Annotated in this window: 11 protein-coding genes and 1 pseudogene; 9 read left to right on the top strand and 3 right to left on the bottom strand. The window is 62.8% G+C overall.

Annotated features, from left to right (window positions below; all coding sequences use genetic code 11):
• Positions 1-290 precede the first annotated feature (290 nt).
• The 8 genes and pseudogenes from ACHMW7_RS25440 (at position 291) to ACHMW7_RS25405 (ending at position 9,349) form a co-directional block, all read left to right on the top strand.
• Positions 291-2,086: pseudogene (locus ACHMW7_RS25440) on the top strand (acyl-CoA dehydrogenase).
• Between the two features lie 65 nt (positions 2,087-2,151).
• Entirely contained in the window at positions 2,152-3,324 is a 1,173-nt protein-coding gene (locus ACHMW7_RS25435; protein ID WP_395448187.1) for an acyl-CoA dehydrogenase family protein, read from the top strand.
• A gap of 31 nt (positions 3,325-3,355) precedes the next feature.
• Positions 3,356-4,564: an acetyl-CoA C-acetyltransferase gene (locus tag ACHMW7_RS25430; RefSeq protein ID WP_395448186.1), complete on the top strand. Its 1,209-nt coding sequence runs from the start codon at positions 3,356-3,358 to the stop codon at positions 4,562-4,564.
• Between the two features lie 22 nt (positions 4,565-4,586).
• Positions 4,587-6,806: a 3-hydroxyacyl-CoA dehydrogenase NAD-binding domain-containing protein gene (locus ACHMW7_RS25425; protein ID WP_395448185.1), complete on the top strand. Its 2,220-nt coding sequence runs from the start codon at positions 4,587-4,589 to the stop codon at positions 6,804-6,806.
• A gap of 7 nt (positions 6,807-6,813) precedes the next feature.
• The gene (locus ACHMW7_RS25420) at positions 6,814-7,359 is read left to right on the top strand and encodes a thioesterase family protein (RefSeq protein ID WP_395448184.1); all 546 of its coding nucleotides are present in this window, start codon (positions 6,814-6,816) and stop codon (positions 7,357-7,359) included.
• A 76-nt stretch (positions 7,360-7,435) separates the two neighbouring features.
• Entirely contained in the window at positions 7,436-7,741 is a 306-nt protein-coding gene (locus tag ACHMW7_RS25415; RefSeq protein ID WP_395448183.1) for a hypothetical protein, read from the top strand.
• Between the two features lie 139 nt (positions 7,742-7,880).
• Positions 7,881-8,531: a helix-turn-helix transcriptional regulator gene (locus tag ACHMW7_RS25410; protein ID WP_395448182.1), complete on the top strand. Its 651-nt coding sequence runs from the start codon at positions 7,881-7,883 to the stop codon at positions 8,529-8,531.
• 5 nt (positions 8,532-8,536) lie between these two features.
• Complete coding sequence (locus ACHMW7_RS25405; RefSeq protein WP_395448181.1) at positions 8,537-9,349, top strand: thermonuclease family protein; 813 nt, start codon at positions 8,537-8,539, stop codon at positions 9,347-9,349.
• Positions 9,350-9,353: 4 nt separating this feature from the next.
• Here ACHMW7_RS25405 and ACHMW7_RS25400 read toward each other — a convergent pair whose 3' ends face one another.
• Together ACHMW7_RS25400 and ACHMW7_RS25395 are read right to left on the bottom strand one after the other, a co-directional pair.
• Entirely contained in the window at positions 9,354-9,821 is a 468-nt protein-coding gene (locus ACHMW7_RS25400; RefSeq protein WP_395448180.1) for a GNAT family N-acetyltransferase, read from the bottom strand.
• Positions 9,822-11,471 (bottom strand): lysine--tRNA ligase, encoded by a 1,650-nt coding sequence (locus ACHMW7_RS25395; RefSeq protein WP_395448179.1) that lies wholly within the window; start codon positions 11,469-11,471, stop codon positions 9,822-9,824.
• Positions 11,472-11,624: 153 nt separating this feature from the next.
• Here ACHMW7_RS25395 and ACHMW7_RS25390 point away from each other — a divergent pair, with 153 nt between their 5' ends.
• Entirely contained in the window at positions 11,625-12,038 is a 414-nt protein-coding gene (locus tag ACHMW7_RS25390) for a tellurite resistance TerB family protein (protein ID WP_395448178.1), read from the top strand.
• Between the two features lie 17 nt (positions 12,039-12,055).
• Here ACHMW7_RS25390 and ACHMW7_RS25385 read toward each other — a convergent pair whose 3' ends face one another.
• A complete protein-coding gene (locus ACHMW7_RS25385; protein ID WP_395451436.1) occupies positions 12,056-12,880 on the bottom strand; it encodes a transporter substrate-binding domain-containing protein in 825 nt (274 codons plus the stop codon).
• Between the last annotated feature and the right edge of the window lie 2 nt (positions 12,881-12,882).

Raw genomic sequence — 12,882 nt, 5'->3', positions numbered from 1 at the left:
GAAACAGGCAACATCGTGAGCGCCGTGCACCCGCATCAATTTCCAGGAGATAGTCGGGACTGCGTCCTCGATCAGCTGAATTTGCACCTGCGCGATCTGTTCTTGCCGTCGCAAGAGCCGGTGACGCAGCTCCAAAACCACCTGAATCCACGGAAAAATCGAATGGCAGGCGGAATTGCAAAAATTGACGTTTACGCAAACGTCAATTTTTGCTAATCGCCGTTCGACAAGCGGTTCCCCGTCGCATACCGTCTGGCCGGAACCGGCTCACATTTGCTGGAGGAAGAGCAATGCCGATATTCCGCGCGCCGGTCCAAGACACCCTTTTTGTGCTCAACGACGTGCTCGGCTACGAGCGCTATAGCAACCTTGCCGGCTTTTCCGACGCCAGCCCCGACGTGCTTGAAGCGATCCTGGCCGAAGGCGCCAAGCTCTCGGAAAACGTCATGCATCCGCTCAATCGGGTCGGCGACATGGAAGGCTGTGTCCGCAACGACGACGGCTCTGTGACCACGCCCAAGGGTTTCAAGGAAGCGTTCGACCAGTATCGCGAGGGCGGCTGGATGGGCTTGGCGGTGCCTGCTGAATTTGGCGGCCAGGGCCTGCCCTACACGGTTCACTCGGCGGTCGGCGAATACATGTCGGCGGCCAACATGGCGCTGATGATGTATCCCGGCCTGACCCAGGGCGCGATCGCAGCCGTGCTCGTCCACGGCACGGACGAGCAGAAGGCGACCTGGCTGCCCAAGATGGTCGAGGGCGCCTGGACCGGCACCATGAACCTGACCGAGCCGCATTGCGGCACCGACCTCGGCCTGCTGCGCTCGAAGGCGGTGCCGAACGGCGACGGCTCTTACAAGATTTCGGGCCAGAAGATCTTCATCTCGGCCGGCGAACACGACATGTCGGATAACATCATCCACCTGGTGCTGGCCCGCATCGAGGGCGCGCCCGAAGGCGTGAAGGGCATCTCGCTGTTCATCGTGCCGAAGTTCAATCTCGACGCTTCGGGCAACCCCGGCACGCGCAATGCGGTGTCGTGCGGCTCGATCGAAGAGAAGATGGGCATCCACGGCAATTCGACCTGCGTCATGAACTATGACGAGGCCGAGGGCTACCTGCTCGGCGAAGCCAATGGCGGCCTGAAGGCGATGTTCACGATGATGAACGAAGCGCGTCTCGGCGTCGGCCTGCAGGGCCTCGCCGTCTCGGAAGTCGCCTACCAGAACGCCGTCGCCTACGCCAAGGACCGCATCCAGGGCCGTTCGCTGACCGGGCCGAAGGCGCCCGAAAAGAAGGCTGATCCGATCATCGTCCACCCGACATCCGCCGCAAGCTGATGACCATGAAGGCCTTCAACGAGGCCGGCCGGGCGCTGGTGCTGTGGACCGCGATCAACTCCGACGTCGCCCACCGCTCCGAAGACGGCGCCGAGCGCCAGGCTGCCGACGACCACATGGGGCTGATGACGCCGGTGGTGAAGGGCGTGCTCACCGACAAGGGTTTCGAGCATGCCGTCATGGCGCAGCAGGTGTTTGGCGGCCACGGTTACATCGAAGAGCACGGCATGAGCCAGTTCGTGCGCGATGCCCGCATCGCCATGATCTATGAGGGCGCCAATGGCGTGCAGGCGCTCGACCTTGTCGGCCGCAAGCTCGGCCTCAATGGTGGCCGCGCGGTGCAGGCCTTCTTCAAGGAAGTCGGCGAGTTCTGCGAGGCCAATCGCGGCGACGAGCAGATGGCGCCTTACACCAAGGGGCTGAAGAAGGGTCTCAACGACCTCCAGGCCGCGACCATGTGGCTGGTGCAGAATGGCATGGCCAATCCGGACAATGCCGGTGCCGCCTCGACCGACTATATGCATCTCTTCGGCCTCGTCGCGCTCGGCTACATGTGGGGCCGGATGGTCAAGACGGCGCAGGACAAGCTGGCGACCGGCGCCAACGGCTCGGCTGAATTCTACGAGACCAAGCTGGTCACCGGCCGCTACTTCATGGAGCGCGTCATGCCCGAGACCTCGGCGCATCTTGCCCGTCTGTCGACCGGTTCGGCGACGATGATGGAGCTTGCCGCGGAGGCGTTCTGATCAAGGATACGGGCGGCCGTTTTCGGCCGTCCTTCTAGGTGCGGCGTCGAAACGCGGAGGAGATCGTGGCGACAATTCCATCAGAGGTTCTGAGCCTGCCCAAACCCACCTGGGCGGCGGACGATGTGGCGATGCTCTACGACATGGCGCACCGCTTCATGTCGGAAGAAATCCTGCCGCACTATGACGCGTTCGAGAAAAACGAGATGGTCGACCGCGCCAGCTGGGAAAAGGCCGGCGCCGCCGGCCTGCTCTGTGCTTCGATGCCGGAGGAGTATGGCGGTTCGGGCGGCACTTTCGCCCATGAAAGCGCGATCATCGAGGCGATCGGCCATGTCGGCGTCGACGGCTTCGGCATCGCCCTGCACAATTCGATCGTGGCACCCTACATCCTTCACTATGGCTCGGAAGAGCAGAAGAAGAGGTGGTTGCCCAAGATGGCGACCGGCGAGCTGATCGGCGCCATCGCCATGACCGAGCCGGGTGCCGGCTCCGACCTGCAAGGCGTCAAGACGCGCGCCGAGAAGGATGGCAACCATTACCGCATCAACGGCTCCAAGACCTTCATCACCAATGGCCAGCACGCCAACCTGATCATCGTCGTGACCAAGACCGACCCGTCCAGGGGTGCCAAGGGTACCTCGCTGATCGTCGTCGAGACCGACGAGGTCGATGGTTTCGAGCGCGGCCGCAACCTCGACAAGATCGGACTGAAGGCCAACGACACGTCGGAGCTGTTCTTCAACGACGTGCGCGTGCCGACTTCCAACCTGCTGGGTTCCGAGGAAGGGCAGGGCTTCGTCCAACTGATGCAGCAGCTGCCACAGGAGCGGTTGCAGATCGGTACCGGCGCCATCGCCATGATCGAGCGCGCGCTGGCCGAGACCATCGACTACGTCAAGGACCGCAAGGCCTTCGGCAAGGCGATCCTCGACTTCCAGAACACCCAGTTCAAGCTGGCCGAGCTCAAGACCGAGGCGACGATCGGGCGCGTCTTCTACAATGACTGCGTTGCTCGTCACATTTCTGGCGGGCTCGATCCGGTAACTGCTTCGATGGCCAAGTATTGGCTGTCGGACCTGCAATGCAAGATCGTCGACGAATGCCTGCAATTGTTCGGCGGCTATGGTTATATGAATGAATACCCGATCGCCCGCATGTATCGCGACGCTCGCGTGCAGCGCATCTATGGCGGCACCAACGAGATCATGAAGTTGCTGATCGCGCGCTCGCTCTGAGCAGCCGGTCCGGAAACCAAGGAGCAGAAAAATGGCTGACGCTTTTGTCTATGACGCCGTGCGCACACCGCGCGGCAAGGGCAAGAAGGACGGATCGCTGCATGAAGTGCCGGCGGTACGCCTTGGCGCCAAGGTGCTTGAAGCGCTGCGCGACCGCAACGGGCTCGACACCGCCCAGGTCGACGACATCATCTTCGGCTGCGTCGACCCGGTCGGCGAAGCAGGCTCGGTGATCCCGCGCTCGGCCGCCTTCGAGGCTGGCTACGACAACAAGGCGCCGGGCATGCAGATCTCGCGCTTTTGCGCTTCCGGTCTCGACGCCATCAACTTCGGCGCCGCCAAAATCGCGCAAGGGGCGGACGAGATCGTCATTGCCGGTGGTGTCGAGTCGATGTCGCGTGTCGGCATGGGCATGTCGGGCGGCGCCTGGTTCATGGATCCTTCGGTCGGCATGCCGGCCTGGTTCATGCCGCAGGGCGTATCCGCCGATCTGATCGCCACCAAATATGGTTTCAGCCGTGACGACGTCGATGGCTATGCGGTCGAGAGCCAGAAGCGCGCCGCCAAGGCGTGGGAGAAGGGCTATTTCAAGAAGTCGGTCGTGCCGGTGAAGGACCAGAACGGCCTGACCATCCTCGACCATGACGAGCACATGCGCCCGACGACCGACATGCAGTCGCTCGGCCAGCTCAACCCGTCCTTCGTCATGCCGGGCGAGATGGGCGGCTTCGACGCGGTCGCGGTGCAACGCTATCCCGAACTCGAAGAGATCAACCACGTCCACCATGCCGGCAACTCGTCCGGCATCGTCGATGGTGCAGCCGCCGTGCTGCTCGGCTCCAAGAAGGCAGGCAAGACGCTTGGCCTCAAGCCGCGCGCTCGTATCCGTGCCTTCTCCAATATCGGCTCCGAGCCGGCGATGATGCTGACTGGTCCGGTCGACGTCACCGAGAAGCTTTTGAAGCGCGCCAAGATGAAGATCTCCGACATCGATCTGTTCGAGCTCAACGAGGCCTTCGCCTCGGTGGTGCTGCGCTACATGCAGGCCTTCGAAATCCCGCACGACAGGATCAACGTCAATGGCGGCGCCATTGCCATGGGCCACCCGCTCGGCGCCACCGGCGCGATGATTCTCGGCACCGTGCTCGACGAACTCGAGCGCCGCGACCTGAACACGGCGCTTGTGACGCTGTGCATCGGCGCCGGCATGGGCACCGCAACGATCATCGAACGCGTTTGATTTCGGCCGGAAGGAGACAGACATGACCTACACGAACTTTACGGTCGACGTTGATGCCGATGGTATCGCACTCGTCACCTGGAACATGCCCGACCGCTCGATGAACGTCTTCACCGAAGAGGTGATGAACGAGCTCGACAAGATCATCGACCAGGTGGTGGCGGATGCCGGCATCAAGGGTGCTGTCATCACCTCGGGCAAGGAGACCTTCTCCGGCGGCGCCGACCTGACAATGCTGCAGAAGATGCTCAAGCTCTACGCCAAGGAAAAGGCCAAGGATCCGGAGAAGGCAGCCAAGCTGCTGTTCGACAATGCCGGCCGCATGGGCAGCCTGTGGCGCAAGCTTGAAACGTCTGGAAAACCGTGGGTTTCGGCGATCAACGGCACCTGCATGGGCGGCGCTTTCGAGCTGTCTTTGGCTTGCCATGGCCGCGTCGCAGCTGACTCAGACAAGGTCAAGATGGCCCTGCCGGAAGTCAAGGTCGGCATCTTCCCGGGCGCCGGCGGCACCCAGCGCGTGCCGAGGCTGACCGACACGCAGCAGGCGCTGCAGATGCTGACATCGGGCCAGACGCTTTCGCCTCAGAAGGCCAAGAGCATGGGCCTGATCCACGAGATCGCCGAGCCCAAGAAGCTGATCGAAACCGCCAAGGCGATGATCAAGAACGGCTTGAAGCCGGTCCAGCCGTGGGACGAGAAGGGCTTCAAGCTGCCCGGCGGCCCGGTCTATTCAGCGGCGGGCGCCAATCTCTGGCCGCCGGCAATCGCCATCCTGCGCCGTGAGACCTATGGCAATTATCCGGCTGCGACCGCGATCCTGAAGTCGGTCTATGAGGGCCTGCTGGTGCCGTTCGACACCGGCCTGCGCATCGAGCAGCGCTACTTCACCGAGATCATGCAGACCAAGGAAGCGGCGGCGATGATCCGCTCGCTGTTCGTGTCGCTGCAGGAGCTGAACAAGGGCGCCCGCCGCCCCGAAGGCATTGCCGACACAAAGTTCAAGAAGATCGGCATCCTCGGTGCCGGCTTCATGGGTGCGGGCATCGCCTATGTTACCGCCAAGGCCGGCATTCCGGTGGTTCTGCTCGACCGCGACTTGGAATTGGCGGAGAAGGGCAAGGCCCATTGCGACAGCCTGATCTCCGAGCAGGTCAAGAAGGGCCGGGTCAAGGCAGAAGAGCGCGAAAAGCTGTTGTCGCTGATCACGCCGACGGCCGACTACGCCGACCTCAATGGCTGCGACCTGGTGGTCGAGGCGGTGTTCGAGGATTCCGAAGTCAAGAAGGGCGCTACCGAAAAGGCCGAGGCCGTGCTCAAGGCGTCGGCGGTATTTGCCTCCAACACCTCGACCATTCCGATCACCTCGCTGGCCAAGAATTCGGTGCGGCCGAAGAACTTTATCGGCATCCACTTCTTCTCGCCGGTCGACAAGATGATGCTGGTCGAGATCATCATGGGCAAGAAAACAGGCGACAAGGCGCTGGCGGTGGCAATGGACTTCGTGCGTGCGATTAAGAAGACGCCGATCGTCGTCAACGACACGCGCGGCTTCTACGTCAACCGCTGCGTGCTGCGCTACATGTCGGAAGCCTTCAAGATGCTGATCGAAGGCGTGCCGGCGGCGATGATCGAAAACGCCGCCAAGGCTGCCGGCATGCCGGTTGGCCCGCTGGCGCTGACCGACGAGACGGCGGTCGACCTCGCCCAGAAGATCATGAAGCAGACGATCAGGGATCTCGGCGAAAAGGCCGTCGATCCGCGCCAGATGACGCTGATCAACACCATGGTCGATACACATGGTCGTCTCGGACGCAAGAACACCAAGGGCTTCTACGACTACCCGGCGAAGCCGGCGAAGAAGAAGCTGTGGCCGGGCCTCAAGGACCTCTATCCGCAGCTCGCACCGGAAAAGGTCGACGTCGAGGAGCTCAAGCAGCGCCTGCTGTCCGTCATCGCGCTCGAAGCGGCGCGGGTGATGGAAGAAGGCATCGTCACCGATCCGCGCGAGGCGGATGTCGGCTCGATCCTGGCCTTCGGCTTTGCGCCCTACACCGGCGGTGCGCTGTCCTACATCGACGGCATCGGTGCCAAGAAGTTCGTCAAGATCGCCAAGGAGCTGCAGAAGAAATACGGTGCCGAGTTCAAGGCGCCCAAGCTTCTGCTCGATATGGCCGAGAAGGGCGAGAGCTTCTACCAGCGCTTCGACCCCTACGCCAAGGTCGAAGAAAAGAAGGCGGCCTGAGGCGAGAATGTACGTCTGGGCAAGACTGGCTCGTATGGCCGCGACGAAATCTCGTCGCGGCCCTTACCGTTTTGGCGATGAAGGCCGGCTGTCGTTCCGCTGCTTGCCGACCGACATCGACTTCAACATGCATCTCAACAACGCGCGCTACATGATGCTGGCCGATGTTGGCCGCATCGACATCTTCATGCGCAGCGGCCTGATCGAACTCGCCCGCAAGCGCGGCTGGGCGCCGATGCTCGGCGGCCTTCAGACGGTGTTTGTGCGTGAAATCAGGCTGTGGAAGCGCTTCGAGGTGGTGTCCTCGATCGAGACCTGGAACGGCTCCGAGGTGATCGGCAAGCACCGCTTCGTGCTCGACAATGGCGAGACCGCGGCCCTGATCATGACCAGCGCTGGCGTTTATGATCGCGACAACAGGCGCTTTGTCGAGATCAGCGATCTGATGCGGCAGCTTGGCGTTGATGCCACGCCGCGCGCCGTGAGCCCGGAAGAGGAGATCTTCATCGCCTCGCACAAGGGCCTGCGGACACTGGCCAAGTCGAAGGCCTGACGCCTCTTCTGATTAACATTAGAAAGTGCTAAATCAATAAAGCCTGAACGATTGTGCATTGGGAGGAGTGATCGCCATGCGCATGATGCTGAAGGTTTCTATCCCCACCGAAGATGGCAACAGGGCGATAAAGGACGGCACGCTGCCTAAGGCCATCGAGCGTGCCATGGCCGACCTCAAGCCCGAGGCAGCCTATTTCACCGCCGAAGGCGGGCGGCGCACGGCGTTCATCTTCATCGACATGGCCCATGCGTCCGACATGCCGATGGTCGCCGAACGCTTTTTCTTTGGCTTCAACGCCAGCGTCGACATGATCCCCGTCATGAATGCAGAGGATTTGAGGAAGGGCCTGCCGGCGGCGATGGCCGCACTGGCGGGCTGATTTTTTTCATCAGGTTGCACGTTCATTGCTACGTGGCGCACCGGCGTCGGCGTGCTGTCCGCCCGCATTGGCGGTGGACAATGGCGACAGTCGTGGTTAAATGCCGAAAGGTATTTTTTCCTGTCCTAAGGGGAGCGCCATGCTCTCGCATGAACGTGTCTGGGCCGCGATCGACGCTCTCGCCGAGCGCTATTCGCTTTCGGCGTCGGGCCTCGCCAAGAAGGCCGGGCTCGACTCGACAGCGTTCAACAAATCCAAGCGCCAGTCCGTCGACGGGCGGCCGCGCTGGCCTTCGACGGAGTCGCTCGCCAAGATCATCGAGGCCACCAATTCCTCGCTCGAGGAGTTTTTGGGCTTTGTCGAACCAGCGAGGACGGTCGGCAGGGCCAAGGTGCGAGAACGGGCGGCCGGCGTGCCGCTGCTCGGCTTTGCGCAGGCCGGCGCCGGCGGCTTCTTCGACGACGCCGGTTTCCCCGCAGGGCAGGGCTGGGACCTGATCGAGCTTCCGGCGCGCGCCACCGAGAGTTCCTACGCGCTCGAGGTCCAGGGCGACTCGATGCTGCCGCTCTACCGCAACGGCGACGTCTTGATCGTCGAGCCTGGCGCCATGGTGCGCAAGGGCGACCGCGTCGTGGTCAAGACGATCTCGGGCGAGGTCATGGCCAAGGTGCTCGAACGCCAGACGCAAGGCATCATCGAACTGGTGTCGCTCAACCCCGAGCATCCGATCAGGCGTTTCCAGACCCACGAAGTCGAATGGGTCGCGCGCATCGTCTGGGCGAGCCAGTAAGGCCGATGCGCCCGGCAGCCATAGCCATCGCCGCCGCCGGTTTCGGCATTGCCATTGTGCTGGTGACCATGGGCGGGCAGCGCCTGGCCGCGATCGAAGCGCCATCCATCGACGTCATCGACGAGAACGACATCCCGGAAGTGCTGCCGCCTGAAGAAGGCAGCACTTCAGCGGTCGAACTGACCGAGCCGCAGGCGTCCGACACCGAGGCCGCATCGCGTCCGGTCGCACCCGAAGAAGTCGTCCCGCCGCCGGTCGAGCAAGGCGACCTCGTGCGCGAGCCGCCGCGCCCGCCGCTGAGCGAACTCAGCCTGGCACTGCCGCCCAAGCCGAAGATGCCTGACGATTGGGACGGCACCACATTGTTCCAGCCCGTGGCGTCGGCTGCCGGGTTGATCGAGGCCAAGGGCTTCAGCGTCGCGATATCGGGCGTGACCCCGGTGGATGCAGGCGAAAGCTGCTCGTTCGAGGGCAAGGAATGGAACTGCGGCACGCGGGCGCGGACGGCGTTTCGCGGCTTTCTGCGCTCACGTGCGGTGGTGTGCGACGTGCCGCCCGATGCCGAGCGCGGCGTCGTCGTCGCCCGCTGCCGTGTAGGCAAGCAGGATGTCGGCGAATGGCTGGTCGCCAATGGCTGGGCCAAGGCCGACGCCGGCGGCCCCTATGCCGAGGCCGGCCAGAAGGCCGAGGCCGAGAAGAAAGGTATTTACGGGCCGGCGCCCACACGCATTGAAATGACGCTCACACCGACCGGGACGAGCTTGCCCGAAGTCGAGGCGCCGCCTGTTGAGCCGGCGGTTGAGACGCCGATCCAGTAAACGCTCAGGCGCCGAACGGCGGTCGTTCCATGTAGATGTCGAATGCGTCGCGATGCGTTTCGACAAAGCCGTGGCGGTCATAGAAGCGCCTGGCGTCGCTGCCGCGCAGAACATCGAGCCGGACAGCCAGGCCGGCTGCATCGGCTTCGTCCAGCAGCCGCCGCAGCACCGCGCCACCAATGCCTTGGCCTTGTGCCTTCGGCAAAAGATAAAAATGTTCGAGCAGCAGCGCGCCGTCGTGCGGGCCGAAGGCGACGCAGCCGAGCAGTTGACCGCCTGCGTCAAACATCAGCCGTGTATGCCCGGGTCGGAAGCTTTCGTTAAAGCGCTTGCGCGCCCGGTCCGGATCGAACCGACCGATGCGTTCGAGGCTGTCGCGCATCGCCAGCAGCCTGATGTCGAACAGGCGCTCGAAATCAGAGGCTTGCGCCGGCCCGAAGCGGAAAGCGACAGTCGAGCCGGCATCTGGCATTTACGCAGCCAGCTTGCCTTCCCGCGCCTTGGTGATCAGCGCACGGGTTTCGGCGATGCCATAGAGCGCGGCGAACGAGCCGAAGCGTGGCCCGCGTTCCTGGCCGATCAGCACCTGGTAGATCATCTGGAAGAAGGCGCCCGAAACACCTGGACCGCCTTCGGGGCTCTTCTTGGAATGATCCTGGTAGCGTTCGATCTGGCGGGCGACGTTGAGCGCGGCATTCTGGATCGCTTCGCCATCGGCACCTGCCGGCAGAGCGCTCAGCGTTTTTTCGAGTGTCTCCAGCGCTTCGCGTTCGACATCGTCGGCGGCGCGGAAGGTCTTTGTCGGCTTCACGAAGTCGTCGAAGTAGCGGACGGCATAGCCAGTCAGCTTGTCGAGCTCGGGATGCGTCTCGGGCGTAACACCAGGGGCGTGGCGCGAGATGAAGCCCCACAGCACCGCCTTGTCATGCGCGTTGGAGGCGCTGACGAGGTTGAGCAGCATCGAGAACGGCACCGGCATGTCGACGACAGGCGGGTTGCCGTCATGCATGTGCCAGACCGGGTTACCCAGCCGCTCCTTCCACTCCTGCCTGCCATAGGCGGACAGGAAGGTGTAATACTCGTCCACGGCGCGCGGGATGACGTCGAAATAGAGCTTTTTGGCCTGGCGCGGCCGCTGGAACATATAGAGGCCGAGGCTCTCGGTCGGCGCATAGGTCAGCCACTCGTCGATGGTGAGGCCATTACCCTTCGACTTCGAGATCTTCTGGCCGTTCTCGTCGAGGAACAGTTCGTAGACAAAATGCTCAGGCGCGTGGCCGCCGAGGAGGTTGCAGATGCGGTCGTAGATCACCGCATTGGTCTGGTGATCCTTGCCGAACATTTCGAAGTCGACGCCGAGCGCTGCCCAGCGCATGCCGAAATCCGGCTTCCACTGCAGCTTGACCTTGCCGCCGGTGACCGACAGCGTCGTTTCGGTGCCTTCGTCGTCGAAGGTGATGGTACCGGCCTTGGCGTCGACATGCTTCATCGGCACGTAAAGCACGCGGCCGCTCTTCGGCGAAATCGGCAGGAACGGGCTGTAGGTCGCCTGGCGTTCTTCGCCGAGCGTCGGCAGCATCACCGCCATGATCTGGTCGTAGCGCTCGGCGGCGCGCAGCAGCATGGCGTCGAACTTGCCTGCCTTGTAGTACTCGGTCGCGCTGGCGAAATCATAGTCGAAACCGAAGGTGTCGAGGAAGCGGCACAGCATCGCGTTGTTGTGGTCGCCAAAGCTGGCATAGTCGCCGCCGAAGGGATTGGGCACTGATGTCAGCGGCTTGTGCAGATGCGGCTCGAGGAACGCGCGGTCCGGCACGTTTTCCGGAATCTTGCGCATGCCGTCCATGTCGTCGGAGAAGCACAGAAGCCTGGTCTTGACCTTGTCTTCGGTCAGCACGCGGAAGGCGTGGCGCACCATCGTGGTGCGCGCGACTTCACCGAAGGTGCCGATATGCGGCAGGCCAGATGGGCCGTAGCCGGTCTCGAACAGCACGGTGTCAGGGAATTCCTTGCCTTTGTAGCGCTCGACAATCTTTTTGGCCTCCTCGAACGGCCAGGCTTTGCTTTCAGCCGCTGCCGCGAGGAGTTCGGGGTTGAGATCGATGATGTTTGATCTCGTCATGTCGAGAGCCCTTTTCGTTGGACGGAATTTCCGCCGAAGAGGGCATGCTCTATGCGCGCATGCCGCGGGCGTCAACGATTCCGGCCATTTTTCGTTGCACCGGCGGGTTCACGTTCCTAAGTTCCAATAGCATTCAACGCTCTGGAGAACTCCATGCCCTTGCCGACCGCCCACGAGGCGCTGATCTACCTGATGGTCACGACGTCAGCTTCCGACCGCGACATGACCGATGTCGAGCTGGCGCGGATCGGCGAGGTGGTCAAGACATGGCCGGTCTTCATGGATTTCGACCACAGGCGGCTGATCGCGGTGGCCCAGGATTGCCAACTGATGCTGCATGCCGACAACGGCCTCGACGATGTCCTCGACACGGCAAGGCGGGTCATTCCCGAGCGGTTGCACGAGACGGCCTATGCCGCGGCCTTCGAGGTGGCATCGGTCGATCTTGAAATGCGGATGGAGGAGGTGCGCATCCTGCAGCGCCTGCGCCAGAATTTGAGCGTCGATGCCTTGACGGTCGCGGCGATCGAGCGCGCCACCAAGGCGCGCCACCGCACGCTGACCTGAGAAGGCCGGGCCTTCGGTCAGAAGAAGCTGACCGGGAAATACCTGAGATAAAGCTCGGCGAAGGTGCCCTTGGCCGAGATCTCGTGCAGCGCGTAGTCGAAGGCTGCAGCGAGAGCGGCATTGTCCGGCTTGGCCGCGATCGCCAGCCCGGTTCCGAGATATTCAGGCGCCAGATAAGGCCCACCGGCAAAGCGGCAGCAGCCGGCGGCATCCGTGCCGCTAAGCCAGAACGACAAGCGCATGCCGTCGCCGAAGACGGCGTCGAGCTTGCCGTCCTTGAGATCGGCGTTGAGCCAATCCGGCTTGGCGTAGGTGACGACCTTGAGATTGCCGAAATAGTCCCTGAGCACCCGCTCATGCGCCGAGCCGGCCAGCACGCCGACACGCTTGTCCCTGAGCTTGTCGACGAGCGGCTCGGTGACGGCCTGCGTCTTCTTCATGATGAAGCGCGCCGGGAACTGGAGATAGGGTCGCGAGAAGGCATATTTCTCGCGCGTCTCGGCCGTTGCCGGCACGCCCGCGATCAGCGCTTCGCCTTCACCCTTGTTCAGCGCGCTCTCAAGTTCGGCCCAGGGCAGGGCCTGGATCTGACACTTCTCGGCGATACCCAGTTCGGCACAGATGGAACGGGCGAGATCGACATGGAAACCCGACAGCCGGCCGCTCTTGTCGATGAAGTTGAAAGGGGGGAAATCGGTCGTGGTCAGGAAGCGCAGGCGTGGCAGCGTTGAAAGGTCCGGCTTTGGCAACCGTTCCTTGCTGTCCCACAGCATAGGCACCTGCGGTTCGGCCGATTTGGCCGGGCCGAGCAGTGCTGCGAGCGACATGACGATCGCTAACATCA

It is taken from the genome of Aminobacter sp. UC22_36, from assembly GCF_044056035.1.
Classification (GTDB): Bacteria; Pseudomonadota; Alphaproteobacteria; order Rhizobiales; family Rhizobiaceae; genus Aminobacter.
The sequence above is the reverse complement of the archived record's forward strand: the minus strand, read 5'-3'. Positions and strand labels throughout refer to the sequence as shown.

Excerpts from the sequence above, each read along its gene's own strand:
- ACHMW7_RS25430 (WP_395448186.1), top strand. The coding sequence starts at position 3,356 with ATGGCTGACGCTTTTGTCTATGACGCCGTGCGCACACCGCGCGGCAAG.
- ACHMW7_RS25425 (WP_395448185.1), top strand. The coding sequence starts at position 4,587 with ATGACCTACACGAACTTTACGGTCGACGTTGATGCCGATGGTATCGCA.
- ACHMW7_RS25420 (WP_395448184.1), top strand. The coding sequence starts at position 6,814 with ATGTACGTCTGGGCAAGACTGGCTCGTATGGCCGCGACGAAATCTCGT.
- ACHMW7_RS25415 (WP_395448183.1), top strand. The coding sequence starts at position 7,436 with ATGCGCATGATGCTGAAGGTTTCTATCCCCACCGAAGATGGCAACAGG.
- ACHMW7_RS25410 (WP_395448182.1), top strand. The coding sequence starts at position 7,881 with ATGCTCTCGCATGAACGTGTCTGGGCCGCGATCGACGCTCTCGCCGAG.
- ACHMW7_RS25405 (WP_395448181.1), top strand. The coding sequence starts at position 8,537 with ATGCGCCCGGCAGCCATAGCCATCGCCGCCGCCGGTTTCGGCATTGCC.
- ACHMW7_RS25400 (WP_395448180.1), bottom strand. The coding sequence starts at position 9,821 with ATGCCAGATGCCGGCTCGACTGTCGCTTTCCGCTTCGGGCCGGCGCAA.
- ACHMW7_RS25395 (WP_395448179.1), bottom strand. The coding sequence starts at position 11,471 with ATGACGAGATCAAACATCATCGATCTCAACCCCGAACTCCTCGCGGCA.
- ACHMW7_RS25390 (WP_395448178.1), top strand. The coding sequence starts at position 11,625 with ATGCCCTTGCCGACCGCCCACGAGGCGCTGATCTACCTGATGGTCACG.
- ACHMW7_RS25385 (WP_395451436.1), bottom strand. The coding sequence starts at position 12,880 with ATGTTAGCGATCGTCATGTCGCTCGCAGCACTGCTCGGCCCGGCCAAA.